Origin of the sequence: Marinobacter sp. BSs20148 (assembly GCF_000283275.1) — a bacterium.
Taxonomy (GTDB): Bacteria; Pseudomonadota; Gammaproteobacteria; order Pseudomonadales; family Oleiphilaceae; genus Marinobacter; species Marinobacter psychrophilus.
In genome coordinates, this window is the sequence record NC_018268.1 from 909,365 (window position 1) to 935,574 (window position 26,210).

Sequence of the window (26,210 nt, forward strand, 5' to 3'; positions counted from 1 at the left end):
CTGTCCCCGGCTGCTCCCGGCTATTCAGTCCCTCAGCGCCTGAAACCGCGCAATCGCCTCTTTCCGGCTTTCTTTTAAATCCACAATGGGCTTGGGGTAGCCCCCGGGAATCACCCCGCCTTTACCAGGGTTGTGAATCCGCTTGCTGTCCAGTTTCGCCAATTCTGGCACCCAGTGGCGGATAAATTCGCCGTCTGTGTCAAAGCGTTCGCCCTGGGTCATCGGGTTGAATACCCGGAAGTAGGGCGACGAATCGGTGCCGGTAGACGCGCTCCACTGCCAGCCGCCGTTGTTCGAAGCCAGGTAACCATCCGCCAGCTTTGACATGAAATAAGCCTCGCCCCGACGCCAGTCAATAAACAGATTTTTGGTCAAAAACATCGCTGCCACCATCCGTAGCCGGTTGTGCATCCAGCCGGTGGCATTGAGCTGACGCATGGCGGCGTCTACCATCGGTATGCCTGTTCTACCATTTTTCCAGGCTTCAAAATGCTCGTCGGCGGTGTTCCAGTGCAAGGCCTCGGTTTCGGGTTTGAACGCCCGGTGCATGCTCACCCGCGGGCAGTGGTAAAGAATGTGAATGTAAAAGTCGCGCCAGGCCAGCTCGGTCACCCAGGTAAAAAACCCTTCCTCGTTGTTGGTCGCCGTGCCAAAAGAGCCGCCCATAGACTGTTTCAGTTGCCACGCCGCCTGCACACACTGGCGGCCAGACAGCGCGCCTATAGCCAGGTAAGGCGACAACTTGCTGGTGCCCTTAATCGCGGGAAAGTCGCGGTCTTTTTTGTAATCACCCACCCGCTCTTGCAAAAAATTCTGTAGAGCATCGTGGCCAGCGTTCTCCCCTGTGGTTACTAATGCCGGCGGTGCCTCGCCAAAAATCGCATCCACTTCTTTTTTCAGGATCACGCTGTTGCTGTTTTTAACGTCGGCGCCGGCCAACGCTTCGCCCATTTTTTTTGGCACGGCAAGCAGCGCTGGTTGCTGTTCTTCCTGCCAACTGCGCCAGCGCCGAGAAAATGGCGTGAACACCGAATAAGGCTCGCTTTGTTGGGTCAGTACTTCGCCCACCGGCACCGCGGCCTGGTCACGGTACTTGCTGACCTTAACGCCAAGCGTGTCGAACCGCGGCTTCAGGGCTTTGTCGCGACGGCGCTCGTTCACGCCGTATTCTTCGTTGAAATGAACCTGGCTAATCTTGTGCTCGCGGCAAAACGCTTCCAGCGTACCCAGCGATTGCTCAAAGTCTGCGGCGCGCAAAAAACTCAGGGCAATGCCCAGTTTTGCCAGTTCCTGTGCCAGCGCATCGGCGTGATCTAGCATCAGGTGCACCTTGGCCGCCGACCAGTCGTGGCTGAGCCACTGCTCCGTAGTGACAATAAAGCAGGCTTTAACCGGCTTGCCAGATGATTGCGCAGCGCTCTGGCAGGCGGCAGCCAGGGCCGGATTGTCGGCGGCTCTGAGGTCGTTACGGAACCAGACTAGCTGAGTCATGGTGTCTCCTGAGTGTTGGCTAAAAGGGTTGTTCAGAGCTAACCGTACGGGTAATTACACTGCGCGTAGCGACTAAAACAACGCGTTTTTCTATTCGCTGCTATTGTGGTATTGGATTATAGTGAGCGCAACATGGCGGCTCAAAAAACAGGAAGATAACCGGCGTATGAAACAGCCCGCAGAGTGCTCTTTAAAGCATTCTCCACAGCATTCTCTAGCCGCTGACCAACGCTGGAAATCCAGCAACGATGACGGCCTGTGGGCCAGCCCGTACACCCTGAAATCCGGTGAAACCCAGCACCACAGCCTGGGCCACTCGCAAATCTGGGTGACGTTGCTGGACATGGAATGGCAAATTCGTTCCCAGCAGGAAGAACAGCAGCAGGTGCCTAAAGACTGGAAACTGGTGACTGGCCACTCACTGCCATCGTCAGACATTCCAGTGCAGCGGTTCATCCGTAACGGCGATGCAGAAATGGTGACCTATGTTCCTGCCATGGCGGACCGCCCAACGGTTATTCGGCCTTACCAGCCGCTCACCATAGCGGCCGAAGGGCAGTGCGTTATCTATGTAGGCACAGCCCTTTGGATGAACGTGTGCATCGGCCCCAAACAGGTGTTGGTGGCAAGCATACCGCTGTCGGAACCGTCGTTGACATGGGTCGGTAGCAACACCATGGAAGGCGAACTGTGTTATTCCGCCCAAAGCTACGCCCGCCTGGCGTTAGACGCGGTACCCAAGCGCCCCTGGCGCGCTGTTACCCCGGTTAACATCCACAACCGGCGGCCGCAGCCTTTGTTAGTAGAGCGCTTCAACCTGCCTACCCAGCTGCTATCGATTCACCGCAATCACCTTGGCCAACTGTGGACACCGGGGGTGAATGTGGAAGTAGACACCGATGTGAACGCCGCCAGCATGCGGGTAGACCCGTCGCCTCCGCCGGCTGCCGGCCCCTGCGAGCCCCTGGGCCCGGCCCGGGAACAAGTCAGCCGCGGGCGCTTTGTGCGCACCCTGGACCGGATATTCGGTTGACCTTTTATTTGGCTGATCTTCCATTTGATTGACCTTGGGTTTGCGTGGTCTTCTATTCGACTGACCTTCTGTTCGAGTGGCTTTCTATTTGATGGGTACAAGCCGGGAGTAAACGTACTGTGTTGGATCAACTAAAACACATGGCTGCTAGTGTGGTTGATGGCATTGCCTGGGGCCAATGGTTCAGTTCGCTGTTCCTGTTTGGCTTAGGCCTGTTATTGGCTACGTTTGCAGCCCGCAGTGTCAGCCGATTTATGGCCAAACGTGCCTCGCGCCATCACACGGTAATGCTAAAGCGCTTGGTGTTTTATGTCATTGTCGTGATTTTTGCGGTGGCCGCCCTGCGTGAAGCGGGGTTTTCGCTGGATGTGGTGCTGGGCGCAGCCGGTATTTTAACCGTAGCCATCGGTTTTGCCTCGCAAACATCGGCTTCCAACATGATCAGCGGATTGTTTCTGCTGGTGGAAAAGCCGTTTGAAATTGGCGACGTAATCGAAGCCGACGCCACCGTTGGCGAGGTAGTCAGTATTGACATGCTGAGCGTAAAGCTGCGCACGCCAGACAACCTGTATGTACGCATTCCCAATGAAACTCTGATCAAAACCAAGGTGGTTAACCGTTTCCGCTTTCCCATTCGCCGGCTCGATCTGACGGTTGGCATTGCTTACGCTGAAGACGTAGAACGGGTAGAAAAACTGCTGTTGGCGCTGGCGGAAAAGCACCCAACCTGCCTGAAAGAGCCGAACCCATTCGTGTTGGTGACCGGGTTTGGCCAGTCGTCGGTAGACGTGCAGTTTTCATTCTGGGTGCCCAGGGAAAAACTGGAGGCCAGTCGCAGCAGTATGATGATTGCAGTTAAAAAAATGCTCGACCGGGAAAAAGTTGAAATCCCCTTTCCCCACACCAGCATATACGCAGGTAGCCATTCAGAACCTTTCCGTGTGCAGCTGATGGCACCGCAAAATTTGCCAGACAAGGAACAGCCAGATGTCCAAAAAGACAGCTGACGGCTTAACGCCCGTTAACGGTTCCACAACCGCTGACGATTTTTCAAAAGTGCGTCTGGGTTGGCGCGAATGGGTGGCTCTGCCCGAGTTGGGCATTGGCCTGATTAAAGCCAAGGTGGACACCGGTGCGCGTACATCGTGCCTGCACACCTTTCGCACCGAGCCCTACACTGAAAATGGCGAGCGCCGGGTAAAGTTTTGGGTGCACCCGACACAGAATGACCTGCAAGAGGTGATTGAGTGCGACGCGCGGGTGCTGGATGAACGCAGCGTGTCCGACTCTGGCGGCCACAAAGAATTACGGCTGGTGGTTGAAACCAACTTAGTGGTGGGCGACCAAAGCTGGCCCATAGAAATGACACTGACCAACCGGGACTCCATGCGTTTTCGCATGTTGATTGGCCGTACCGCTATGGCGGGCTGGGCCACCGTTTTCCCGGAAGCATCTTATCTGGCCGGGCAACCGGTATTGAGGAACGAATCATGAAAATTGCCGTGCTATCCCGTAACCGAAAATTGTATTCCACCCGCCGGCTGGTGGAGGAAGGAGTCAACCGCGGCCACGAGGTGCGTGTCATTGACTGCCTGCACTGCTCCATGAACATCACCTCGGCAAATCCTGCGATTCATTATCACCAGCAAGTGCTGGAAGATTTTGACGTGGTTATTCCGCGTATCGGTGCGTCAGTCACCTTCTACGGCACAGCGGTATTGCGTCAGTTTGAAATGATGGGCACGTTTCCAGTCAACGAATCGGTCGCTATTACCCGCTCCCGCGACAAACTGCGCTCGCTGCAGTTGTTAGCCCGCAAAGGCGTTGGCATGCCCGTAACCGGTTTTGCCAACAAGCCCGATAGCGTTCCTGATCTGCTAAAAATGGTGGGTGGCGCCCCGGTGGTTATCAAATTGCTGCAAGGTACCCAGGGCATTGGCGTGGTGCTGGCGGAAACACGCACCGCTGCGGAAAGCGTTATTGAAGCGTTTATGGGCTTGAAAGCCGACATACTGGTGCAGGAATTCATCAAGGAAGCCGGCGGCGCCGACATTCGCTGTTTTGTCATAGGCGACAAAGTCATCGCCGCCATGAAACGCCAGGGTGCTGACGGTGAATTCCGTTCTAATTTACACCGCGGCGGCACCGCCTCGTTGATTCGGATTACGCCGGACGAACGCCGCACCGCGATTACCGCGGCCAAGGCCATGGGCCTGAACGTGGCGGGTGTAGACCTGTTGCGCTCGTCCCGTGGGCCGTTGGTGATGGAAGTAAACTCCTCGCCAGGGCTTGAGGGCATTGAAAACGCCACCGGTAAAAACGTCGCCGGTTTGATCATGAGCTGGATTGAAAAAAACCAGGCCCCCAGTCGCACACAAACTCGGGGCAGAGGATAACCGATGGCACGAGCTCCCTTTGAAATTGCCGGCATTCAGGTTCAGCCGGGCACCCGCCAGACCATAGAAGTTCAGGTGGCCAAGCTGTACACCCACACGCCCTTGCACATTCCGGTGGAAATTGTGCACGGCCGCCGTGATGGCCCGGTACTGATGGTGTGTGGCGCCATTCACGGCGATGAAATCAACGGCGTGGAAATTGTGCGCCGGGTACTCATCAACACTGCGCTGCGGAATTTGCGCGGCACCTTGGTAGCCGTGCCCATCGTCAATATTTTCGGCTTTGTGCAACGCACCCGCTATCTGCCAGACCGCCGTGATCTGAACCGCTGCTTTCCTGGCAGCGAAAGCGGCTCCCTGGGTGGGCGCATCGCGTATTTACTACGCACCCAGATTATGGAACACGTTACCCACATTATTGACCTGCACACCGGTGCCATACATCGGTTTAACCTGCCGCAGATTCGCGCCGAGCTGAAAACCCCTGAAACAGCCCGCATGGCCGAAGCTTTTGCTGCACCGATTATTATAAACGCCGGCCTGCGCGAGGGCAGCCTGCGCGCCTACGCCGATTCACAGAACATTCCAGTGATTACCTATGAGGGAGGCGAAGCCTTGCGCTTTGACGAAGTTGTCATCGCCAGCGGTGTTAAAGGTGTGATGCGGGTAATGCGGGAGCTGAAAATGACACCGGCCAAAAAGAGTGTAAAGCCGCCTCGCAAACGCTCCGAGGTTGCAGCCAGTTCCCAGTGGGTAAGGGCCGATATAGACGGCATCATGCGCCCGGTGGCCAAACTGGGGCAAAAAATCAGAAAAGGCCAAAAGCTGGCGATGGTTGCTGACCCTTTCGGGGCCTCGGAAACCGCCATCATCTCCCCCTGTTCCGGCATTGTGATTTGCGTGAATAATCTGCCGCTGGTGAACGAAGGCGAGGCGATTTATCACATTGCCCGTTTTGACGAACTCGGCGAAGCAGAAAAAGCTATGGACTATTTCCGCGACAGCATGGAATCGGAAGTCAGCGAAGCGGTATTGCCAGTTCACCCCTGGGATGAACTGCAAAAACAATAATGCCCTCCATTGCGGATGTGTTGACTATGGTGGGATTAATCAAGTCCACGCCTGCGTAGTGGGGATGAACGTGAAAATCATACTTTTGACTGATAAGAACAGGAGAGGGCGTTGGTATAATGTGATTTGGAACGTTCTATCACAGCAAGAACACAAAAATAAACGGAGTAGTCTTCCAATGATAAAAAACCAACACGCGCCGCGTATATGGAAGCGACTGCCGCTGGCAATTGCCATCGCGGCCGGCTTTTCCGGTTATGCCTCAGCTTATACTTTTGACTCCGAGAAATTGGGCGGTATAGAAGCCCAGTTCAACACCACACTTACAGCCGGGGCTACCTGGCGTACCGAGAATCGGGATAAGGGAATAATAGGCACTGGCAACGGCGGAAGATCCTCTTCGACCAACTTCGACAACGGCAACCTGAATTTCGATAAGGGCGATACGGTTTCCAAACTTGTTAAAGGCAATAGTGAGTTGTTCCTTAGTTACGACCTCGATAGCAGTGTGCTCACTCGCGTAGGCGCTTTGGTGCGCGGCCGCTATTGGTACGATTTTGAACTGAAAGACGAAAACCGTCAGCATGTGCAACTAAGCTCGGATGGCAGAGACAACGCCTCCGGCGGTGAATTTCTGGATGCCTATGTGTTTACTGATTGGTACCTGGGCAACGTACCCGTGAGTGCCCGCTACGGCAGTCAGGTGGTCAGCTGGGGCGAAAGTACCTTTATTCCGAATGGTATCAACACCATCAACCCGATTGATGTGAATGCTTTTCGGGCTCCGGGTGCTGAGCTTAAAGATGCTCTGCTGCCAGTAGAGATGTTCTACATTTCTGCGGGTATTACCGAAAACGTGACCATTGAAGGCTTTGTCCAGACCGACTGGGAAAAAGTGCGCACCGATGATTGCGGCACATTCTTCTCTACAGTCGACTTTGTGGCTGATGGTTGCCAGCCTGTTTATCTTGAGGGAACCAAAAGCGACGCAGACAACGCCGCCAACTCACCTGCGGTTTTACAAAGGGTGGAAGACCGCGAAGCCGACACTAAAGACCAGTTTGGTGTAGCTTTGCGCTGGTATGTGCCGGCTTTGAACGATTCTGAAATCGGTCTTTTTTATATTAAGTACAATAGCCGCTTGCCATATATCAGCGGGTTTATAAATGATACTGCAAATGGGGTAGATTTTCCGGACTACTTTATTGAGTATCCTGAAAATATTGACCTGTACGGGCTGAGCATCAACACCACAGTTCCGGGTGGTTGGTCGTTAGGTGCTGAGTACAGTTTTCGCAACGATGTGCCCATCCAGTGGAATGCCTTTGAGCTAATTAGTGGGGGGCTTCAGTCGTTGTCGCCCTTCTCAGGCGATCCTGTAAGTCTGCTTGCAAAACAGCGGGTTGAAGAATCTGGCGTATCAAGTCTCGCGGCCCTGTCAGGACAGGCGACCAATGGTTACGACTTTTATGATGTGTCTCAGGCTCAGTTCACTTTGATCAAGTTCTTCGATCAGGTTATGGGCGCAAGCCGTCTGTCACTGATCAACGAAGTGGGTGCTACTTATGTGCACGGTCTGCCGGGTCTTGACGAAGCACGTTATGGTCGGTCAGGAACATTTGGGATCGGACCTGTGCCTACGAACGTTGCGTCCCCGTTCCCGTCAGATCTTTGTCCGTTGTCTAACAATAACCCTGACAACTGCGTAAACGAAGGCTTCACCACCGACTTCTCTTGGGGTTATCGCACCCGCTTGGTATGGGATTACCTGAACGCATTCTCTGGCGTTAATCTGTTCCCGCGCCTGGCTTGGAGTCACGATGTGAAAGGCTACGCCCCGCAACCTGGTGGCGCGTTTAGCGAAGGTAATAAATCAATTGGTTTTGGCTTAGAGGCGGTGTATCAGAACAAGATCAGTGCTGATGTCAGCTACACCAACTATTTCGGTGGCAAACCCTATAACGAATTCAGAGACCGCGATTTCATCAGCGCGAGCGTTTCCTACTCGTTCTAATCCGTCTCTTATTCGTTTAGCGAGGTATTATTTATGAAATTGAACAACAAAATACTTACCACTGGGATTCTTGCGGCATCGCTGTTCAGCATGAACGCCCTTGCCGCGGTGTCAGGCAGCGAGGCCGCCAAACTAGGCGATACGCTGACCCTGATGGGCGCAGAGAAAGCGGGTAACGGCGGTGCTATTCCAGCCTTTGAGGGTGGCTTGACCACTCCGCCGGCTGGCTACATGAACGATGGCATTTACGTGAACCCGTTCCCGTCAGATACGCCAGAATTCACAATCAATCGCAGCAACGTCGATCAGTACCGCGCTAATTTGTCACCGGGTCAGGTGGCGATGATCGAAAAGTACGACAACTTCGTGATGCCGGTGTACCAAACTCGCCGCACCATGGCGTACCCGCAAGCGGTGCAAGAGCAAACTCGCGCCAATGCCACTACGGTAGCATTGAAAGAAGGCGGTTCTGGGCTGGAAAATTATCAGGCCGGCACGCCTTTCCCGATGCCACAAAGTGGTCTGGAAGTTTACTGGAACCACATTACCCGTTACCGCGGCGGTTCGGTGCTGCGTAACATTGGCCAGGTAACACCCACAGAAAGCGGCGATTTCAGCGTAGTGCGGTTTGAGGAAGAGTTGACCTACCGTACCTTCCTGGAAGACGCCAACCAGAACCCCGATCCCAACGTGCTGTTTTACTTTAAACAGGCCATTGTGGGCCCGGCTCGGCTGGCAGGTAATGTGCTGCTGGTACACGAAACCATCGACCAGATCGCCGAACCCCGCCGTGCGTGGATTTACAACGCTGGCCAGCGTCGTGTTCGCCGTGCGCCTCAAGTAGCGTACGACGGCCCGGGCACCGCGGCCGACGGCATGCGTACCTCGGATAACCTGGATATGATGAACGGCGCTCCAGATCGCTACAACTGGGAGCTGGTGGGCAAGAAAGAAATGTACATTCCGTACAATTCGTACAAGCTGCTTGATCGTGATATCAAGTACACCGATATCGTGCGGCCTGGCCACATGAACCAAGAACTGACCCGTTACGAACTGCACCGGGTATGGCATGTGCGCGCTACTTTGAAGGAAGGTGAACGCCACATATATGCCAAGCGTGACATCTACTTTAACGAAGATTCCTGGCAGGCAGCGGTGATTGACCAGTACGACGGCCGTGGCGAGTTGTGGAGGGTTTCAGAAGCCCACGCCGTTCAGTTCTACGATCGCGATGTGCCCTGGTACGCTGTGGAAGCCATCTACGATGTGCTTTCTGGCCGCTACCTGGTGCTGGGCCTGACTAACGAAGAAGCCAATCCGTACGAATTCGGCATTCAACGGCAGTCTCGTGACTACACTCCGGCCGCGCTGCGCAGGTCTGGTGTACGCTAATCCTGAAGGCAGCAGATGGTAGAAATCACCTTGTAGAAAGTACTGTTTTAAATAGAAAGTACCGGAAATAAAAAAGGCGGGCCTTGGTGCCCGCCTTTTTTATGTTAATCTGCGCTGTACCTTAATCGCGGCCGCTAAGCCGTCGATCATAATGCCACTCTTGGAATTTGCCGGTCAGCGCAGGGCCATTATTCGCCACGCGCCGGTATCGACGGGGCAGTGCGTGAAACAAGTTGAAAAGGGTAAAGCAGCAAACGACGAATTCCAGACCGCTAACAGCGCGCTCCAGCGCGGCGAGCGGGTACGCGAGCTTCTGCAACAGCGGGTAAAACTGCCATTTGATGAAAAACATCTGCAATGTTTGCTGGTTCGGCCAGAGTTAAATCAGGTGTTGATGGGCAGTTTGGTGCCCGCCGGATTGCTGAACATTTACGGCCCCTGTGGTTATGGCAAATCGGCCGCCGCTACGCAAGCGTTGTTGGCGTCAGATTTCTGCTCCGCGCATTTCCGCTGGGTAACTCTGAACGCCCAAGATAACGCCCCTGAACGTTTTTTAATGCTGCTGGCGGTAGCGCTGAATCAGCCTGAACCCGTACACAGCGGCGCGTTTTCGGACGGTTTGCAATGGTTGTTGGCGGCTACAGAGCGGCCCGATTCAGTTAGCCTTTTGCCTAAAGTGCTGGTGCTAGACAATCTGGATGCAATCTGCAATCCGGCGGCCTTGGCGTTGTTGCAACAACTGGTGGACAACCTGCCAGCTCAACTGCGCTTACTCGGTATATCCCGTGGCCCGCTGGCTGTCAGCACCCATTCGCTGGATCTGCAAAACCGTTTCACCAGCCTCGGCCCGGACAAACTCGAATTCAGTCGCAGTGAAGTGTTTGAATTTTTCGCCAGCGAACTGCAGCAACAAAAGTTAACCACCGTTTCGGTCGACAATCTTTACAGCCTCACTGAAGGCTGGCCAACGCCCTTGGCGCTATACCGTGGTGAGTTGCGCAGTGGCCGCGAACGTAAAGCCTTGCAAGACACTGCAAGCGTTCAGCGATTTCTGGCAGATGCCGTATTGGGCCATTACACAAACGCGCAGCTGTTAGCGCTGCGTGCACTGGCCGAACTTGATGTGTTTTCTGACGATCTATTCGCATCGCTGGCGGATACCACGATTGAATTAGCTTTATCACCTTCACAAACAGCGCTCGCGCAGACAACGCCTACACCAGTAACACTCTCTCAATTAGTGCCCTCACAGGCGGTCGAGCGCGGCTTGCCTGCAAAGCTTATGGCCGGGCGTGGCCGCTGGTATCGGCTGAATCCGCTGCTGCTGGACTGGTTGCAAACGCCGGTGTTGAACGGCAGTGCCCAGCGCATGCTGCGGGTGAGTGAGTGGTTCGCCCAGCGCCGTCAGTACTCAGAAGGCTTGAAATACGCTCTGATGTCTGCTGACGTGGGACAGATCCGGCGCATGGCAGCGGAAGGCTCCGAGGCTCTTCTTCTGGGGCAAGACACCGCATCATTGCTACGCCTGAGGTTTAGCCTGCCGGCAACCGCACTGGCCGCCAATCCACGGCTGCGGTTGGTTTTTGGTTGGGTACACGCTATTGGCGGGCAATGTCGCCAGGCAACAGAGCTGGTTGAACATTTGGGCAAGGTGGAAGCACACGACATTCCGCTTGGGCGAATTCAGGCCCTGCAGGCGTTTATTGCTCGAGGCCAGGGCCAGGTGGAACCGGCCTTGGTGCTGGCCGAAGCTGCCCTCAAAGATCCGGAGCTATCCGTTCAGGGCCAGCTGGTTACCCAATTGGTGCGATCCAGCGCCTTGTGTGCCCTTGGTCGTTTCGCAGATGCCCGCCAGGCCAGCCGCGAAGCCGCACGCCTGGCGCGACAGGCTGGCGATACCGGCTCCGAGGCCTTGGCGGTTTACGCCCATGCCCGCATCGAGCTGAGTAAAGGCGAGCTTCGCCACACCGAACACCTGCTGCGCAGCAGTCTGGACACAGCCATGCAAGAGTTGGCGCGACCGGCGCGAGTAGGGGAAATCCGGCTCCAGCTGAATCTTGCGCTGGTGCTGTTGCACCAAGGTAGGTACCAGGATGTAGACCGGGTTTTGGCCGTGTGCACCCGGCAGGCCGAACAAACCCGAGATCTGGGCCTGTTAATGGCTATGTGTTTGCGGGTACTTATCTGCCGCAGCCAGAGCCATTTTGACGAAGCCTTTGCCTGGATTGCCCGCGCAGAACGCACCATGCAGTCATGGCAGGTAGACGGTGAACTTTACGTGCCGGTATTGGAAGCATTAAAGGCATCGTGCTGGCTGGCCCAGCGCGAGACTGACAGGGCGGCCCAGGCGATGACCAAAATAGTGCCTTATCGCCAAGCTGGCTATTCACCGGAACTCTTCCCCACCATGCTGGGGCTGATGGACTGCCTGCAAGTGCGCGTTGCCATGGCCCGCGGGGAATATGGCGCGGCCAGAACCCAGCTGAATGGCTTGCGTGCTGGCTACCGCGATTCCATGCCTATGGGCGTAGACCTGCACATGAGCCTGTTAGATGCCGTGCTGCTTGCCCGGGAAAAAAGTCCTGCCCAAGCCGTCAAGCGCCTGGTCAGTATTGTTGAGTTGGCGGCCAAAGAGCATTTCATCAGCCCGTTTACCGAGCTCAAACAAGAACTTGAGCCGCTGCTACGGCAAACACTTGACCAGCTTCCAACCGGTGTTTTCACCGATGCTCTGGTAAAGCTGTTTGGTATCAAGGCAGCGACGAGTGCGACGAGTGCGACGAGGGTGATTGTGCCTCTTGCCGAGCCCATCAGTGAACGGGAAAAAGGCGTGTTGGAATGCATTGCCCGCGGCCTGTCTAATCAGGAAGTTGCAGACAAATTGCACATTTCACTGCACACCGTTAAAACCCACGCGCGCCGAATAAACGCCAAGCTGGGTGTGAAATCCCGCACCCAAGCCATTGTCCGGGCCCGCGAACTGGGCGTGCTTTAGCCAGCCATACTTTGAGAAAACAGCTACTTGGAGACAACAACGGTTTCTGGCTAAAGACCGCCTTTAACGTGGCAACAGCTCGTCAACAGAGCTGGCGCTGGCCAGCTGTTGCAGATGAGCCGGGTTTTGATCTTGCAAGATTTCGGCAAACGCCTGATCGTACACGGCCAGATCGTTATGGCTGATCATTGCCGTTATCTCGTCGATGTACTCGTCACCACGCTCGGAGTAAAGTTCTAACCCTGCAGCCAGCCCCTTGCCAGACAGCGGTTCCTGTTGTTTGCGATCGGTTAGGCGAATATCCCGCAATGTTTGATAGGCAGGGTGGCGGTTCAGGTTCTCTATATAGGCCCGTATAGAACGATATGGCGAAGAAAACTTGGCCACCTCGTGGCTGGCGCCCGATACCCGGCTAAGCGGCACCAGACCGCAGCCAGCGGCGAAACACCATTGGCCGAACAGATTGTTACCTTCCACCGCAAAGCGCGACGTGCCCCAAGCGGACTCGTTAGCCGCCTGGGCCATAATCAGCGACGGCGGTATTACGTCCAGGCGTCTTTTTAGCTTGGCAATCTGGGCCTTGCCCACTGGCGTGTGGTCGACCCGTAGGCGTTTGGCTTCGTTTTTCAGCCATTGTTTTTCTTTGCCAGTAAGCTGGGATTTTGCAGCCAAAGCGTCCAAGTACTCACGTTCCAGCAAAATGCGGCTGTTTGCCAGCACAATGCGTGGGAACAGAAATTCAAAAAAAGCGGCTTTTTTTTCGTCAGTATCCGCGTAGCTAGAAAAATCGGGCAAGGGCGCATTGGCCCAGCCGGGTAGCGCCGGTAGCGTGGCAAACTGAAATTCCTCGCCGGCATTGTCACGGCTGCTGAGTGCGCTTGGCGACGGTTTATAAAATGCTCCAAATAAAGCACCGGCAAGCAGTAATAGAATAAACGCCAAAGCATGACGTTTTTGGGCAGCAGGAGAAGGTGCGCCTGTGTTGACTGACATATCACCTCTAGGCTTGATAATAACCTTATGGGTTACTGTGATTAAGTGATCAAAATAACAGCAGCTCAGACAATATACAAAAATCCCCGAGCCGCAGTGCGCGGGCCGGGGATTTTTTCAGGCTCGGCAGAAAATTGATCAGAAGTACAATTTCATACCGGCCATTACGCCTTCATCCAGGTTCAGATCGCTGCGACCATCCAAATCTGTGTTCAGGTAGCGGTAACCGGCAAACAGCTCTGCGTTACGAATCACACGGTAACTAACACGGGCTTCAAGGCTGGTCATGTCATCGGAATCACCAAACGCCAGAATGCTGGGGGCATAGTGCAGGCCGCCAGTCACTGACAAACCCGGTACATCGGGAATGTTCACGGTTGCATAGCCGCCCAGCGCCAAAGCGCCGCCGTCGACCCGGTCATCGTCCCAACCGATCAGGCGCATACCAAGGCCTGCAGTGGTTGGCAGATTACCAAGGGCCGTGCGGCCTTGGGCGTGAAAATCGACGTTGCCGATGTGGCGGCTGCCTTCGTGGTAGGTATAACCGGCGCCCAGTTGCATGTCGTCGCGGCTGTCAAAGAAGTTCACCTGTGCTTTTACGGACTCTGCGGTCAAGCTTACATCAACGTCGCTGGCCAGCGCAGGCGCTGCGCCTATAGCAAGTGATAGGGCCATCAGAGAAATACGGGAGGCTTTCATAATGCTACCTTATTGGTAATGAACGGATCATGAACGAGCGTGGAAGCTGCCGGCAATGGCGGAAGATTCTGTAGGTGATGGTAAAGCGCGCGCCGGAAACCCACAACTTAAAAGCCCGTAACCGCCAGGTATAAACGGTCAGCACAATCCGCATTTTTTGCGGCTGATTTTAAAATGTCTAAACATAGACGGAAACGGGTGTAAATCGAACGCTCAGTGCTGGGTGTCGTCTTCCAACTGGTCCAGTTGGTCCAGGTCTTCCGAGCTTACATTCTGTGCCGGTACCCGGTATTCCTCATTGGCCCAGGCGCCCAGGTCAATCAACTTGCAGCGGTGCGAACAGAATGGGCGCTCTGGATTGGCATCGGTCCATTCCACGGCTTTATGGCAGGTGGGGCATTCAACGTTCATGGCAACCTATAGAATCATGGGTGAGAGAAATCTATCTAATCATTTGTAAAATAAGAAACCGGGCGAAAGCAGTTTAACAAACCGTCAGCACTTCCACACGGCTGCCTGTTTCGTCGGTTACAAATCGGAAACGCACATTGACATCGTACAGATGCGCGCCGTAAATCCTTTCTTCTTCGCGGCCGCGGCGAAACGAAGGCCGCGGATCGTAACTCACCACATCTTCAATTAGCGCGGCGAAATCCGGATATTTTTGTAGGGAGCTCTTTGAAGAAGGCCCTGCACAAAGCTCGCCCAGCTGCTGTTGTGCCTCGGGCAAAAACACCACCGGCAAGCGCTCCAGCGGTGCCTCCTCGGCCCAACCCAGATGCGCGCCGCTTATCTCGTCTGCAAATGGTAGATACGGTTTGATGTCCAGAATGGGCGTGCCTTCAATCAAATCGTGATCGCTGATTTGTAACACCAGCTTGCCTTGCTTGCGCACCAGCCCGCGGTTACGCACTGCCGAAAGGCCCAGGCTGTTGGGGCGAAACGGCGAACGGCTGGCAAACACCCCAATCTTGCGGTTGCCTCCCAAACGGGGTGGCCGCACCACCGGCCGCCACTCGGCTCGCACCGCCTGATGAAACTGAAACGTCAGCCATAAATGGCTGGCGCTCTCCAAACCGCGAAAAGCGTCCTCGCGGTCAAACGGCGGCTGAATCAATAAGTCGGCGTGGGCATGGCGGGTTAAGCCCGGCTGCCGCGGCACGCCGAACTTGTCGGCAAAGCAGGAGCGAGTGATGGCAATCGGAGTCAGAGTCAGTGCTTCAGTGGCATCTTTTTCGTTATGGCGAGGCATAAGGGTTAGTTGCGTCGAACAATGTTGCCAGAAAAATACATCTCCAGCCGCAAAACCAGCGAGCTATCGTCTTTAAACGAATTGTCTCGTGCAAACTGCAGTGCAGGAATAACCTCTCCGAACAACCAATCGCCGTACATACGATAGCGCCAGGTAATGTCGGCAAAGGCTTCCGTGGTCCGCCAACTGGGCTGGCTTTCACCCAGTACACCAATACGGGGCGTAAGCACCGCACGGTTATTCATCCGTTTGCTTACACTGAACACTTGGGCCGCCACAAACTCCCTGTCACTGTGCACCCACTCCAGCTCGGATGAGTTTATAAACTCCCAGCCCTTACCTAAATCGTGCCGCGCCTCAAACCAGCTGCGCGAACCCCAGCCGTTTTGATGGTAATAATAAAAACGCTGTTGAGCCAGCAAGCCCCAGTCGCCAGATGGCTGCCAGTTCTTGCGCACTGTGGCGCGCCAGAAAGCATCGGGGGGTAAGTGCAGGCGCGCGCCAAAATCATTGGAGAAATTAATCGAGTCACCCACCTGGCCCAAAAACCGGAGAGCACCCGTGGTACCGGTTGAAGAGCGTTCCGGTTCCGTAAGCTGACGGTCGCGCTGTCGCTCTGCCAGCGGAATCAGCTCTTCGCTTTCGCTTTCAATGACCAGTCTCAGCTTTTTGCGGGCGGTGGGTATGTCCAACCGAAAGCGCGCCTCTGGCTCAAAATTCAGCACGGTACCGGCACGGGTTTCGGTGGCAAAGCTTAGGCGCAAATAACTTTCGTTCAACGGTAGGCTATGACTTTCGCCGGACAGGGTTCGGTCTGCCCACTGCCCCAGCTGTCCCATACGCTCCCCCTGAGTGCGCTCCTGCAACAGCACCCAGTTGCTGAAGTTCAGCCAATAAGAGTCTTCCGGCTCGGCCCAGTAGTCCTCTGGGGCGAAGTCGTAAAAGTTGCTGGGTAACGCCTGCGGGGCAAGGTGCTGGGGAATAGATCGTTGGTGAAATTGTATTGAGGGTTCCAGTGCACAGGCTGCAGGCGCTGTAAGTACTGCAGCAATAGTAAAGAAACCAGCACCAAACACTTGGCGCCGGTTAATGGCCAAATTCCACCAGCAGCGCATTGTGGGCGTCTCGCACCTGTTGGCGCACGTTGTCTTTGGTGCCGCCGTTATCAATAATCAGGTCGGCCTTTTCAAGCCGCTGCTGGCGCGGAATCTGTGCGGCAATGATGCGTTCAACCTGGTCCCGTGGGTTGTTGTCCCGCGCCATGGTGCGCTGTATTTGCACGCTCTCTGGGCTGTCTATAACAATTACTCGCTCGGTCATGGTGTGCTGAACCGTTTCAAACAGCAGCGGCGACACGAGCAATACGTAAGGCAAGTTGTAGTCTTCGGGCTTTAACTGGCGTTCCAAATCCGCGTGGATAATGGGGTGTATCAACGCTTCCAGCCACCGACGCTCGTCGGCGTTGTCAAACACCAGCTTACGCAAAGCTGCGCGATTCAGCGCGCCACCAGACATCAGAATGTCGTGACCAAAATGCTCGGCAATCAGCTCCAGCGCTCGGGTGCCGGGTTCTACCGCCTGGCGGGCGACATCGTCTGCGTCTATCCAATGCACGCCAAAGGCGCCAAAGAGGCTGGCAACCATCGATTTTCCTGATCCAATACCACCGGTCAGCCCCACAATTTTGGGTGCCATACGCGCGCCTACTCCTTTTGTAACCAAGCCTATATAACCAGACTTATAACCCAAGCCTATACACCAAGAAAGCGGAACCACACACTCACAATTTCATCACCAAACCATAAGCACAGCAAGCCGGCTGTGGCTAAATAAGGCCCAAATGGCATGGGTACCTCTCGGCCTTGCTGTTTGAACACCATCAAGGCTATACCAACGGCTGCGCCCACAACAGAGGATAACAGAATAACCGCCGGCAATAACGTCCAACCCAGCCAGGCGCCCAACGCTGCCAGCAGCTTGAAATCGCCGTAGCCCATGCCTTCCTTGCCGGTAACCAGTTTGAACAGCCAGTAAACTGACCAGAGAGCCAGGTAGCCCACTATGGCGCCCCAGAATGCTTCGTCAAAAGGCACCAGCTGGCCAAAGTAATTCACCATCAGCCCTAACCAAAGCAGGGGCAGGGTTATGGAGTCTGGCAGCAGTTGAGTATCAAAATCAATCATCGTCAGCGCCACCAGCGCCCACACCAGCAATAACGCCCAAAGCGCCGCAGGCGTTGGTCCCAGCAGGTACACGGTAAGTACTGAGAACACCGCTGTCGTTAACTCAATAATCGGGTAGCGCGCTGAAATCGGTTCGCTGCAATTGGCGCATTTGCCTTTCAGCACCAGGTAGCTGATGACCGGTACATTCTGCCAGGCGCGAATACCGTGGCCGCAGTGGGGGCAGGTAGACGCTGGCTTTGACAGGCTCAACACCTTCGCCGGTTCCCGCTTGGCCCCCGGCACTTCCAGCAGCTCTTCACACTGGCAGCGCCACTCCTGCTGCATCATCGCCGGCAGGCGAAAAATAACGACGTTCAGAAAACTGCCGATGCACAAAGACACAAATGCAACCATGGTGTAAAGCAACCAGGGTGTATCCAGAAGAATGCTTAAATCAACCATGAATTACCCAACAACCTGGCCCATTTGGAAGATCGGCAGGTACATGGCGATAATCAAACCACCCACCAGCACGCCCAACACCGACATGATCATTGGCTCCATCAGCGCAGTCAGGTTGTCTACCATGTCATCCACTACGGCTTCGTAGTGCTCGGCCACTTTTTCCAGCATTTCGTCCAGATTACCAGATTCCTCGCCAATCGCCGTCAGCTGAACCGCCATCACCGGAAACACGTCCTGCGCCCGCATAGAGGCTTGAAGCTGGGTGCCGCCGGAAACGTCATTGCGAATGCGCATGATGGCATCGCGATAAACCGCGTTGCCGGTAGCGCCCGCAACGGATTCAAGAGCATCTACAAGGGGAACACCGGCTGCGAACGTTGTTGATAACACCCGGCCAAACTTCGCGACGGCAGATTTGTCCAGAATTTCACCCATAACCGGCACTTTCAGCACATATTTGTCGACAATGTCTGAAAACTTCTGTGACCGCCGTTTTGACTCTTTGAATAAAACAATGGTGCCGACAATGCCTAGTAGCACTACGAACCACCATGTCTGCATCCATTCTGACAGGCGAACCACCATCTGGGTAAACACTGGCAGCTCTGCACCAAACCCGTTAAAAAGCGATTCAAATTGCGGAACTACTTTTACCAGCAATATGGCTGTTACCACGATCGCAACTACCACAACGGCGATCGGGTAAGTCATTGCTTTTTTTACTTTTTTCTTCAGAATTTCTGTTTTTTCCATATAAGTGGCGATACGGTCGAGCATTTTCTCGAGCGCACCGGCCTTTTCGCCGGAATCCACCAGGTTGCAGTACAAGTCGTCAAATTGGCGGGGGTGTTTACGCAACGATCCGGCGAAGCTGTTACCAGAAGCAATGTCGTTCCGAACCGACATCACCAGTTCCTGTAGGCCTTTGTTTTCCAATCCATCGGCCACAATGTCAAAGCTTTGCACCAGGGGTACACCGGCTTTCATCATGGTGGCCAGTTGTCGGGTGAGCATGGCAATGTCAAAGGGAGTGATTTTTTTGCTGCCACCGAACAACGGCTTGGATTTCTTTTTCACCTTGTCTGGAACTATGCCTTGCTTGCGTAACTGGGCTTTGGCCAAAGCCACGCTTACGCCAGACAGCTCACCCTTGGCTTTGTTGCCGCGGCGATCTTTGCCTTCCCATACATAGGATTCTAGTTTATTCGCTTTTTGGGCCATGCTTAATCCTTGGTCACGCGGTTGGCTTCTTCAAGGCTGGTCAAACCCTCAATCACCTTTAACAGGGCGGATTGGCGCAGGGTCCGAAAGCCTTCAGCCTGAGCTGCTTTTGCAATCTTGATAGAACTGGCTTCTTCCATAATCATGTTGGCCAGCTGCTCGGTTACTTTCACCACCTCGTAAATGCCGACGCGGCCTTTATACCCATTAGTGCATTTATCACAGCCCTTCGGGTGGTACAACGTGAACCCGGTTGCAATTTGTTCAGTTGAGAACCCTTCGGCTAAAAGGACGTCTTTCGGGATGCTTCCAGCCTGTTTGCAGCTGCAAAGTCGCCGGCCCAGGCGCTGGGCAATAATCAGGCTAACAGATGTGGCAATGTTAAACGCCGGCACGCCCATGTTCATCATGCGGGTTAAGGTTTCGGCGGCGCTGTTGGTGTGCAACGTGGACAACACAAGGTGACCGGTTTGTGCCGCTTTGATGGCAATGTTAGCGGTTTCCAGGTCCCGAATCTCGCCCACCATGATAACGTCAGGGTCTTGCCGCAAAAACGCTCTTAGCGCTTCGGCAAAGCCAAGCCCTACCTTGTTGTTCACGTTGACCTGATTTACGCCTTCCAGGTTAATTTCCGCCGGGTCTTCCGCCGTGGAAATATTGCGCTCGTCAGTGTTTAGAATATTCAAGCCAGTATACAACGATACGGTTTTACCGGAACCGGTGGGGCCCGTCACCAGAATCATACCTTGGGGCTGCGCCAGGGCGTCCATATACAGCTTCTTCTGATCTTCTTCATACCCAAGCGCATCAATGCCCAGCTTGGCTTGGCTGGGGTCCAGAATTCGCAGTACGATTTTTTCCCCCCACAGCGTGGGCAGTGTGTTCACCCGAAAGTCGATGGCCTTGGTTTTGGATAACCTCATCTTTATGCGGCCGTCTTGTGGCAAACGTCGCTCGGAAATGTCCAACTGTGCCATGATCTTTATTCGCGCAGATATTTTCGGTGCCAGCTTTATAGAGGGTCGCGACATTTCTTTCAAAATGCCGTCGGTGCGAAAGCGTACGCGGTAAGTTTTCTCGTAAGGTTCAAAGTGAACGTCTGACGAGCCTCCGCGAATGGCATCCAGCAGCATCTTATTCACATACTTCACGATGGGCGCATCGTCTATTTCTGCAACTACAACGGCGCCGTCATCCTCGTTTCCATCCGCGCCTTCTGTTTCTATACCTTCAAGGTCTGTATCACCCAAGTCGCCCATGGAGCTTTCACTGGACGCCAGGTGCTTTTCGATAGCTGCGCGCAGCTTGGCGTCGTCCACCAGAATCGCATCGGTACTTAAGCCGGTGTTGAACTTGATCTCGTCCAGAGCCTGAATGTTGGTGGGGTCGCTCACCGCAATAAACAGCCGGTTGCCACGCTTATAAAGAGGCAGGGCGTTGTGCTTGCGCAGCAGTTTTTCGTCCACCAGCTTGTCTGGCATCGCCTCTGGCAAAAACGCATCCAGGTCCAGCACTGAAATACCAAACTCCATAGCCGCCGAAAACGCCAACGCCGAGCTGTTTGCCAGCTTGTGCTGTGTCAGGTAGGTGATCAGCGGAATACGGTTCTGAGAAGCCTGAAAAAAGGCGTCTTTGGCCGCGGATTCATCCAGCAGGCCGTCGCTTACAAAGCGCCGTGCCAGACCCGTTAAGGTGATGTTGCTTGTGTTTGTTGTCATAGATTAGGGCGCTGCAGCCTGATGGTTGGGGTGCGAGTAATGACGAAGGTTGAGTTTAGATGGGTGTGGGCGGTTTGGGAAGGCTGGGGTGGGGCAGGCTATGCAGGTTGGTAGTGACAAAAATTGTCAGGTTTTGACGCGGAGTGGTGGGGTTTTTGTATTCTGACCAATGAGTGTCAGTTCATGAAAGGCAGTAATGAGCTGATTTTGTTTAATATTTTATGAAATGTGATAATTGGCACGGCTTCTGCATTGTGTTGGTCAGGGTATAAAGAGTTTCAATCGATAACGACGAAGGTGGTTTTATGAGAAATATGCAAATGAAACATGGTCAGCAGGGTTTTACACTGATCGAACTGATGATTGTTGTCGCTATTATTGGTATTTTGGCGGCGATTGCAATTCCGCAGTATCAGGATTATATCGCTCGCTCGCAGGTTTCTCGCGTAATGAGTGAAACTGGTTCGATCCGAACCGCAGTAGAAAACTGCATGATGAATGGTATTGTAGAGGCCGACTGCAATTTTGGTTGGACTGATAGCAATCTGCTTGGTGTCAACCTTCAAGGGGACGGCAGTGCTGCAGGTCTGGTTGCAACAATCGGAACAGATAATACTGCCAGTCTTGCCGCAACCTTCGGTGGTAATTCCTCCTCGGCTATTAGTACCAATACGCTTACTTGGGCTCGCGATGACGAAGGATCATGGTCGTGCAGCACTACCGCTGTAGCGAAGTATCAGCCAGCAGGTTGTGGAACTCTCGGAGGCAGCTGATCAATTTTCTCGTCAGAAGCGCCAATGAGAATTGGCGTTTTTTTTGGATCTCTTTACGCTAGCTTAGAGTTAACAGGTTGGCCTCACGGACCATTTTTCAGTATTAAGCATTCTAGTCATAAATAATTGGTGGAGAAGTATGGACGCTGAAATTAAGTCTGGAGACTTTTCTGGTCGAAGTTCTGTTCGTTTTATTCGACGATTATTTATCGATTCATTTTTTATCGTTATCCTCCCAAATATTTTTTTCTTTGCGACGGCAAATTACTTCTCGCTAAATCGCCCCTTGATAAATTTCGACTATGTAATAGTAGTTTTTCTATTTTTGTTGGGATATCGTGTTATTGGTTTAATTGCCGTAGTTGTTGCGTTCTTTTTTGACATTCTCTTTCTCCTTGGTCAAATATTACCTGTTCTCAGGGTCTTAGACGTTTTTTATCTGTTTAGTTTTATCGGCGTTACGCCTGTCGCTTACCAGATGCTATTTGCTATTGGGGCAGCTGCTCTCCTGATCAACGTGGTTGGGTTAATGCGTTTCTCTCGGCGCGGTATTGAAGTGCCAACGATGGTAGTGATAAATGCTGTCGTTTTTATTTATATATCTACGCTTTTCTTAGGTACCGAGTCTAACAATCGCATCTGGCGAGTCACGGAAGTGTCTCTGGTCTCGAGCCTGACTGTCCTGAATCTGGACCTGCGTCGCGCAGGTTTTATTGAAAATTTCAACGTGGATCCCAAACCTTTAAGCCCAGCGGCGTATGTTGGCAAAACACAAGCTTGGCTGGCAAAGCCCATTGAAATCCCAGACAAGGTTTTGCTCATCTTGAGTGAATCCTGGGGGGTCACGGACAAACCGATTCGTGATGCGTTGCTGAAACCTTTTGAGGGTATTCGTCAGGGGGTGAATGACTATCAAGCAGGGACGCTAGAATTCTCAGGTGTGACGGTTGAGGCAGAATTAAGAGAGCTGTGTGGGCTCACAACCAGTCACTTCAATCTGAGCAAGATAGAGAGCGGATTTGAGCGCTGCCTGCCTAACCTTCTCAAGGAGTCTGGTTATAAAACGGTGGGCATTCATGGCGCTGTTGGTTTGATGTACGACCGGGCTCTTTGGTACCCGAGGGCGGGGTTTGAGCAAACTTTATTTTTTGAAACGCAGGAGTGGGATCGTCGTTGCTACTCATTTCCCGGCGCTTGTGATTTTGAAATTGCCGCGGGGCTTAGTGGGATGTTTGCAGATGAGTCGAGAGTTTTTCTCTACTGGCTTACATTGAACTCTCACGCATTTTACGATGAACGGGATATCGTTTACGACGTGTTCGATTGTGGTATTCACGGCATTCCTCTTGAGTCTCAAACATGTCGAAACTTGAAGATACATGCTCAATACTTTTTCAGACTTGCGGAGGCACTTAGCGCCCCCGAATTTGATGGTTTCTCTGTACTTATTGTGGGTGACCATTCACCGCCGATTATGAATCGCGAAGAAAAGATGGCTTACTTTAAGGACGACTCGGTACCTTGGGTGAGCTTTGAGGTTGGTCAGTCTGCGGAAAAAGATGATGTTGCCCGTTAGAGCGATGCGATCTTCGAAAAGCCTATGCTTTTTATTAAAGGCGATTTTTCTATTTTCATTAACGTTGGCTTCTATCGCAGGTTCAAGTGTCAGTATTGAGCAAGTCTTTCCGGTTAAGCGTATTGCTCATGCTGTCGGCTCTGTAGACGAAATTTCGTGTCTGAATTCAATCGGAGATTCAATCGTGGACAGGCACGAAGGCGTGGCCCAATCATGGACAGGCACGAAGGCGTGGCCTGATGTCCGAAGGCCTAGAGGTTTTGACCGGTGGTCATAAATAGAAATAATGCACAGAAAAAATCTCGATCCAAAGATTTCTTTTTGATCTTTGCGCTAGTAACTCTCGTCACCGGTATTTCTCATTTTGTCATCACCAATCCTCTAGGGCCCTCACGGCTTTTTTATTATATAGAGGCTCCGTTAATTCAATGGAGCACTAGGTGTAGTTCGGGCGCTCCAGACTGGTTGTCAGGATTGCAGCGCTTTGCTACCCGCAATATGGGGGCACCTGCCAGTCAATTAGCTTTTATTACCCCGGAAGGACAACTGCACCATTGTGAAACGGGCTGGAAAGATAGCATTTTCGGGGACAAACCTTTGCAACCAGATACTCGGTTCCGTTTCGCCAGTACAACCAAAACCGTAAGCGCCATTGCAGTAATCGACCTTATTAATCAGGGAGCGCTATCACTTGATGATAAAATCGTTGATATACTGAGCCTTACTGATAATCTCAAGGATTCTAAGGTAGGTGATATTACTGTTGGCCATTTGTTGTCTCATAGGGCGGGATGGGACAGGAGGCTTACGCAAGATGCGATGTTCATGATGGATGTGAAGCCTTGGTGCCCTTACAGCCCAGAGACACTGACTCAAACCAGCTTACTTACTGCGCCTGGCGAAGCAGAGGCATACTCGAATGCTGGATACTGTCTGTTAGGTTTGGCTATTGAAAAGGCAACTGGCGAACCATTCAGAGAGTACATGAGTGAGCATTTTGCCTTTCCAGCCAGTTCACTCGCCTTTATCGACGGACCGTATATGGTCGATGAGGTCGTTTATGACACCCGGAATGAGAATTTTTATACCAAGAACTACTTTAAAAATTTCGATTTCAATGCACTCTCTTCGTCTGCAGGCCTTTCGGGAAGTGCCTCAGACTTGGCGATACTGGTAAAAAAATCTCTGGAAAACGGGCCGTTAACCATCCTAGATGGTGATATGAATAACACCTGCGACCCTTCGGTAATCCAGGAATGTTACGGCTTTGGGGTCTACCGCTACCAACTAACCCCTGAAACTATGCCGTTATTTATCCATGGAGGTAAATTGCCAGGAGCTACGTCTGCAGTCATTGTGGATCCGAGAGGAGGGGTGCTCGTTTGGCTTGGCGCAGGTGCTATTAGGCCAGGGAGTAGTTCGTTGCAAGAATTTTACGATTATATTCGGGAAGATCTTGTTCGATATTATCAGTAATCATTTGCTCTATGTTGTCATGCAAATAGAACGGACTGAATGAAAAGTTCTAAAAATAGAGGACACTTACTGAGGTGGTTGGCCTGAAGTTTGCCTAAAATTTACTATGTCTACTAATTGTGTCTCCTTAAATATGAAAAATAATAGCGGTTTTACTCTAATAGAGCTCATGATCGTGGTTGCCATTATTGGCATATTAGCCGCGATAGCTATCCCGTCATATCAAGGTTATGTCATAAAAGCGCAAGTAAACCGGGCTGTTAGCGAACTAGCTAGTTTTAAATCACCGTTCGAGGTGCAAGTGGCCTCAAGTTCTGGCGCATCAAATGATGATATTGGTTACAATCCCTCAAACCTCACTACTGGAACTGCTCTTGCCAATATCAGTATCATAAATGCTGACAGTTCTGGTCACATTGAGGTGACCATGGGTGACAAAGCGCACCCATTCCTGGCAGATGTGATCCTGAGATTTGAGCGCACAGCCGCTGGCGTATGGGAGTGTGTGGTAGATAGCAGCGCCGCTTCCAATTGGAAGGCGTCTTATATGCCGCCGGGATGCAGTTAAAAGGCTAGAGGGTGATCATGGACAGGCACAACGAATATATTGATTGATCAGATGCTTAAAAAGAAGGCCCGCGGATTCGTCCTTGGGCCTTTTTGCTGTTCTGCGTATAAGGGGCGTTATGGTCAGCCGGTGCAACGGCCTCGATTTGTCATGATCAGTGATCTTTCTTTATCCGTATTGCCAATCTGATCATGGATGCGAATCTGATCATGGACAGGCACAGCGCAATACGCGCAGTTTACTCATCGGAGTGGCATAGTCAGTACAAGGGGGATCGAGCATGAAATACATCTTCGAGATTCCTATCAAAGAAGGCTATACAGCCGAAGATTACGCGGAGGCGTGGCTGCGGGCGAGTGAGTTGATTCAGCGAGCGCCGGGCGCATGTGGTACGGAGTTGCACCGTATGATCGGGGATCCAGACAGGCTCATCGCTATTGCGCAATGGGAAAACAAGGCCAGCCGGGATGCGATGGAATTACAGCACAATCCTGACGTGGCTGAGATTGTCCGCAGTGCTGCGGCTTTCTGTGAAATCCGGCCCATTGGTGAGTTTGAAGACCCGGAACGGGTGGTTAACCCGTCTACTGGCCACTGAGCAGTTGATCATGGCTAGGTTCAAGCCGCTCTTCGCCGACGACAGCGATAATCGTTGTAGGTTGTTTCGAACTGCGTAGCTCGCTCGCACCAACGGTCTGGGTCGAGGTTGAGGCGCTTTAAAATCGGCAGCATGTTCTCTTCAATAGTGCCGCGCTTGTCTTCACGTGCGATGCGCCCGGTGTAATCAACCAGCGTAAGGTAATCCTCGAACCCGAATAGAATGCCGCGTTGGAAGCCTTTACGGATATCGGATACGCTGACTTGCTGTGTTCGTGGTTTTGGCATAATTGACTCCCTGTCATTTTGGCT

The 26,210-nt window shown here is 53.0% G+C and carries 24 protein-coding genes; 13 read left to right on the forward strand and 11 right to left on the reverse strand.

Annotated features, from left to right (window positions below; translation table 11 throughout):
- Positions 1–24: 24 nt before the first annotated feature.
- Positions 25–1,491, reverse strand: coding sequence for a deoxyribodipyrimidine photo-lyase (gene phrB, locus MRBBS_RS04120; RefSeq protein ID WP_014870162.1), 1,467 nt, complete (start codon positions 1,489–1,491; stop codon positions 25–27).
- 166 nt (positions 1,492–1,657) lie between these two features.
- Between phrB and MRBBS_RS04125 the strand changes: the two genes are divergently transcribed.
- From MRBBS_RS04125 to MRBBS_RS04160, 8 genes are all read left to right on the forward strand, one after another.
- Complete coding sequence (locus tag MRBBS_RS04125) at positions 1,658–2,524, forward strand: hypothetical protein (protein WP_014870163.1); 867 nt, start codon at positions 1,658–1,660, stop codon at positions 2,522–2,524.
- Between the two features lie 119 nt (positions 2,525–2,643).
- On the forward strand, positions 2,644–3,531 hold the full coding sequence (locus MRBBS_RS04130; RefSeq protein ID WP_014870164.1) for a mechanosensitive ion channel family protein: 888 nt from the start codon (positions 2,644–2,646) through the stop codon (positions 3,529–3,531).
- Complete coding sequence (locus tag MRBBS_RS04135; protein ID WP_014870165.1) at positions 3,512–4,018, forward strand: ATP-dependent zinc protease; 507 nt, start codon at positions 3,512–3,514, stop codon at positions 4,016–4,018. Before MRBBS_RS04130 ends, MRBBS_RS04135 begins: the two co-directional genes overlap by 20 nt.
- Positions 4,015–4,920: a 30S ribosomal protein S6--L-glutamate ligase gene (rimK, locus tag MRBBS_RS04140; protein WP_014870166.1), complete on the forward strand. Its 906-nt coding sequence runs from the start codon at positions 4,015–4,017 to the stop codon at positions 4,918–4,920. The genes MRBBS_RS04135 and rimK overlap by 4 nt, the downstream gene beginning before the upstream one ends.
- 3 nt (positions 4,921–4,923) lie before the next feature.
- Complete coding sequence (locus tag MRBBS_RS04145; protein ID WP_014870167.1) at positions 4,924–5,991, forward strand: succinylglutamate desuccinylase/aspartoacylase family protein; 1,068 nt, start codon at positions 4,924–4,926, stop codon at positions 5,989–5,991.
- Between the two features lie 178 nt (positions 5,992–6,169).
- Positions 6,170–8,005, forward strand: coding sequence for a DUF1302 domain-containing protein (locus MRBBS_RS04150; protein WP_014870168.1), 1,836 nt, complete (start codon positions 6,170–6,172; stop codon positions 8,003–8,005).
- A gap of 33 nt (positions 8,006–8,038) precedes the next feature.
- Entirely contained in the window at positions 8,039–9,400 is a 1,362-nt protein-coding gene (locus tag MRBBS_RS04155; protein ID WP_014870169.1) for a DUF1329 domain-containing protein, read from the forward strand.
- 151 nt (positions 9,401–9,551) lie between these two features.
- A complete protein-coding gene (locus MRBBS_RS04160; protein ID WP_227497574.1) occupies positions 9,552–12,395 on the forward strand; it encodes a LuxR C-terminal-related transcriptional regulator in 2,844 nt (947 codons plus the stop codon).
- Between the two features lie 63 nt (positions 12,396–12,458).
- On the opposite strand, the gene MRBBS_RS04165 is transcribed toward MRBBS_RS04160, so the two are convergent.
- The 9 genes from MRBBS_RS04165 to pilB all read right to left on the reverse strand — a co-directional run bounded on the left by MRBBS_RS04165 (position 12,459) and on the right by pilB (position 20,908).
- Complete coding sequence (locus MRBBS_RS04165) at positions 12,459–13,388, reverse strand: glucosaminidase domain-containing protein (protein ID WP_014870171.1); 930 nt, start codon at positions 13,386–13,388, stop codon at positions 12,459–12,461.
- A 138-nt stretch (positions 13,389–13,526) separates the two neighbouring features.
- Positions 13,527–14,087, reverse strand: coding sequence for a YfaZ family outer membrane protein (locus MRBBS_RS04170; protein ID WP_014870172.1), 561 nt, complete (start codon positions 14,085–14,087; stop codon positions 13,527–13,529).
- Positions 14,088–14,300: 213 nt separating this feature from the next.
- Positions 14,301–14,498: a DNA gyrase inhibitor YacG gene (gene yacG, locus MRBBS_RS04175; protein WP_014870173.1), complete on the reverse strand. Its 198-nt coding sequence runs from the start codon at positions 14,496–14,498 to the stop codon at positions 14,301–14,303.
- Between the two features lie 73 nt (positions 14,499–14,571).
- Positions 14,572–15,339: a tRNA (N6-threonylcarbamoyladenosine(37)-N6)-methyltransferase TrmO gene (gene tsaA / locus MRBBS_RS04180; RefSeq protein WP_014870174.1), complete on the reverse strand. Its 768-nt coding sequence runs from the start codon at positions 15,337–15,339 to the stop codon at positions 14,572–14,574.
- Positions 15,340–15,344: 5 nt separating this feature from the next.
- On the reverse strand, positions 15,345–16,454 hold the full coding sequence (locus MRBBS_RS04185) for a hypothetical protein (protein WP_187290773.1): 1,110 nt from the start codon (positions 16,452–16,454) through the stop codon (positions 15,345–15,347).
- The gene (gene coaE, locus MRBBS_RS04190; protein ID WP_014870176.1) at positions 16,426–17,034 is read right to left on the reverse strand and encodes a dephospho-CoA kinase; all 609 of its coding nucleotides are present in this window, start codon (positions 17,032–17,034) and stop codon (positions 16,426–16,428) included. The genes MRBBS_RS04185 and coaE overlap by 29 nt, the downstream gene beginning before the upstream one ends.
- Positions 17,035–17,090: 56 nt before the next feature.
- Positions 17,091–17,966 (reverse strand): prepilin peptidase, encoded by an 876-nt coding sequence (locus MRBBS_RS04195; RefSeq protein ID WP_014870177.1) that lies wholly within the window; start codon positions 17,964–17,966, stop codon positions 17,091–17,093.
- Between the two features lie 3 nt (positions 17,967–17,969).
- Entirely contained in the window at positions 17,970–19,190 is a 1,221-nt protein-coding gene (locus tag MRBBS_RS04200; protein WP_014870178.1) for a type II secretion system F family protein, read from the reverse strand.
- Positions 19,191–19,192: 2 nt separating this feature from the next.
- Positions 19,193–20,908, reverse strand: a complete 1,716-nt coding sequence (pilB, locus tag MRBBS_RS04205) for a type IV-A pilus assembly ATPase PilB (protein ID WP_014870179.1) — start codon at positions 20,906–20,908, stop codon at positions 19,193–19,195.
- A gap of 305 nt (positions 20,909–21,213) precedes the next feature.
- Here pilB and MRBBS_RS04210 point away from each other — a divergent pair, with 305 nt between their 5' ends.
- From MRBBS_RS04210 to MRBBS_RS04230, 5 genes are all read left to right on the forward strand, one after another.
- On the forward strand, positions 21,214–21,681 hold the full coding sequence (locus MRBBS_RS04210) for a pilin (protein WP_014870180.1): 468 nt from the start codon (positions 21,214–21,216) through the stop codon (positions 21,679–21,681).
- Between the two features lie 139 nt (positions 21,682–21,820).
- Positions 21,821–23,257 carry a sulfatase-like hydrolase/transferase gene (locus MRBBS_RS04215; protein WP_014870181.1) on the forward strand — a complete coding sequence of 479 codons (1,437 nt, stop codon included), beginning with the start codon at positions 21,821–21,823 and terminating at the stop codon, positions 23,255–23,257.
- Positions 23,258–23,524: 267 nt separating this feature from the next.
- Positions 23,525–24,733 carry a serine hydrolase domain-containing protein gene (locus MRBBS_RS04220; RefSeq protein ID WP_014870182.1) on the forward strand — a complete coding sequence of 403 codons (1,209 nt, stop codon included), beginning with the start codon at positions 23,525–23,527 and terminating at the stop codon, positions 24,731–24,733.
- 133 nt (positions 24,734–24,866) lie between these two features.
- The gene (locus MRBBS_RS04225) at positions 24,867–25,301 is read left to right on the forward strand and encodes a pilin (protein ID WP_041635469.1); all 435 of its coding nucleotides are present in this window, start codon (positions 24,867–24,869) and stop codon (positions 25,299–25,301) included.
- Between the two features lie 280 nt (positions 25,302–25,581).
- Positions 25,582–25,899 carry an antibiotic biosynthesis monooxygenase family protein gene (locus MRBBS_RS04230; RefSeq protein WP_014870185.1) on the forward strand — a complete coding sequence of 106 codons (318 nt, stop codon included), beginning with the start codon at positions 25,582–25,584 and terminating at the stop codon, positions 25,897–25,899.
- A 20-nt stretch (positions 25,900–25,919) separates the two neighbouring features.
- On the opposite strand, the gene MRBBS_RS04235 is transcribed toward MRBBS_RS04230, so the two are convergent.
- Entirely contained in the window at positions 25,920–26,186 is a 267-nt protein-coding gene (locus MRBBS_RS04235; RefSeq protein ID WP_014870186.1) for a hypothetical protein, read from the reverse strand.
- Between the last annotated feature and the right edge of the window lie 24 nt (positions 26,187–26,210).

Excerpts from the sequence above, each read along its gene's own strand:
- tsaA (WP_014870174.1), bottom strand. The coding sequence starts at position 15,339 with ATGCCTCGCCATAACGAAAAAGATGCCACTGAAGCACTGACTCTGACT.
- yacG (WP_014870173.1), bottom strand. The coding sequence starts at position 14,498 with ATGAACGTTGAATGCCCCACCTGCCATAAAGCCGTGGAATGGACCGAT.
- coaE (WP_014870176.1), bottom strand. The coding sequence starts at position 17,034 with ATGGCACCCAAAATTGTGGGGCTGACCGGTGGTATTGGATCAGGAAAA.
- MRBBS_RS04150 (WP_014870168.1), top strand. The coding sequence starts at position 6,170 with ATGATAAAAAACCAACACGCGCCGCGTATATGGAAGCGACTGCCGCTG.
- rimK (WP_014870166.1), top strand. The coding sequence starts at position 4,015 with ATGAAAATTGCCGTGCTATCCCGTAACCGAAAATTGTATTCCACCCGC.
- MRBBS_RS04145 (WP_014870167.1), top strand. The coding sequence starts at position 4,924 with ATGGCACGAGCTCCCTTTGAAATTGCCGGCATTCAGGTTCAGCCGGGC.
- MRBBS_RS04215 (WP_014870181.1), top strand. The coding sequence starts at position 21,821 with ATGGACGCTGAAATTAAGTCTGGAGACTTTTCTGGTCGAAGTTCTGTT.
- MRBBS_RS04165 (WP_014870171.1), bottom strand. The coding sequence starts at position 13,388 with ATGTCAGTCAACACAGGCGCACCTTCTCCTGCTGCCCAAAAACGTCAT.
- MRBBS_RS04200 (WP_014870178.1), bottom strand. The coding sequence starts at position 19,190 with ATGGCCCAAAAAGCGAATAAACTAGAATCCTATGTATGGGAAGGCAAA.
- MRBBS_RS04235 (WP_014870186.1), bottom strand. The coding sequence starts at position 26,186 with ATGCCAAAACCACGAACACAGCAAGTCAGCGTATCCGATATCCGTAAA.
- MRBBS_RS04170 (WP_014870172.1), bottom strand. The coding sequence starts at position 14,087 with ATGAAAGCCTCCCGTATTTCTCTGATGGCCCTATCACTTGCTATAGGC.
- phrB (WP_014870162.1), bottom strand. The coding sequence starts at position 1,491 with ATGACTCAGCTAGTCTGGTTCCGTAACGACCTCAGAGCCGCCGACAAT.
- MRBBS_RS04125 (WP_014870163.1), top strand. The coding sequence starts at position 1,658 with ATGAAACAGCCCGCAGAGTGCTCTTTAAAGCATTCTCCACAGCATTCT.
- MRBBS_RS04155 (WP_014870169.1), top strand. The coding sequence starts at position 8,039 with ATGAAATTGAACAACAAAATACTTACCACTGGGATTCTTGCGGCATCG.
- pilB (WP_014870179.1), bottom strand. The coding sequence starts at position 20,908 with ATGACAACAAACACAAGCAACATCACCTTAACGGGTCTGGCACGGCGC.
- MRBBS_RS04230 (WP_014870185.1), top strand. The coding sequence starts at position 25,582 with ATGAAATACATCTTCGAGATTCCTATCAAAGAAGGCTATACAGCCGAA.
- MRBBS_RS04210 (WP_014870180.1), top strand. The coding sequence starts at position 21,214 with ATGAGAAATATGCAAATGAAACATGGTCAGCAGGGTTTTACACTGATC.
- MRBBS_RS04160 (WP_227497574.1), top strand. The coding sequence starts at position 9,552 with ATGCCACTCTTGGAATTTGCCGGTCAGCGCAGGGCCATTATTCGCCAC.
- MRBBS_RS04225 (WP_041635469.1), top strand. The coding sequence starts at position 24,867 with ATGAAAAATAATAGCGGTTTTACTCTAATAGAGCTCATGATCGTGGTT.
- MRBBS_RS04195 (WP_014870177.1), bottom strand. The coding sequence starts at position 17,966 with ATGGTTGATTTAAGCATTCTTCTGGATACACCCTGGTTGCTTTACACC.
- MRBBS_RS04185 (WP_187290773.1), bottom strand. The coding sequence starts at position 16,454 with ATGCGCTGCTGGTGGAATTTGGCCATTAACCGGCGCCAAGTGTTTGGT.
- MRBBS_RS04135 (WP_014870165.1), top strand. The coding sequence starts at position 3,512 with ATGTCCAAAAAGACAGCTGACGGCTTAACGCCCGTTAACGGTTCCACA.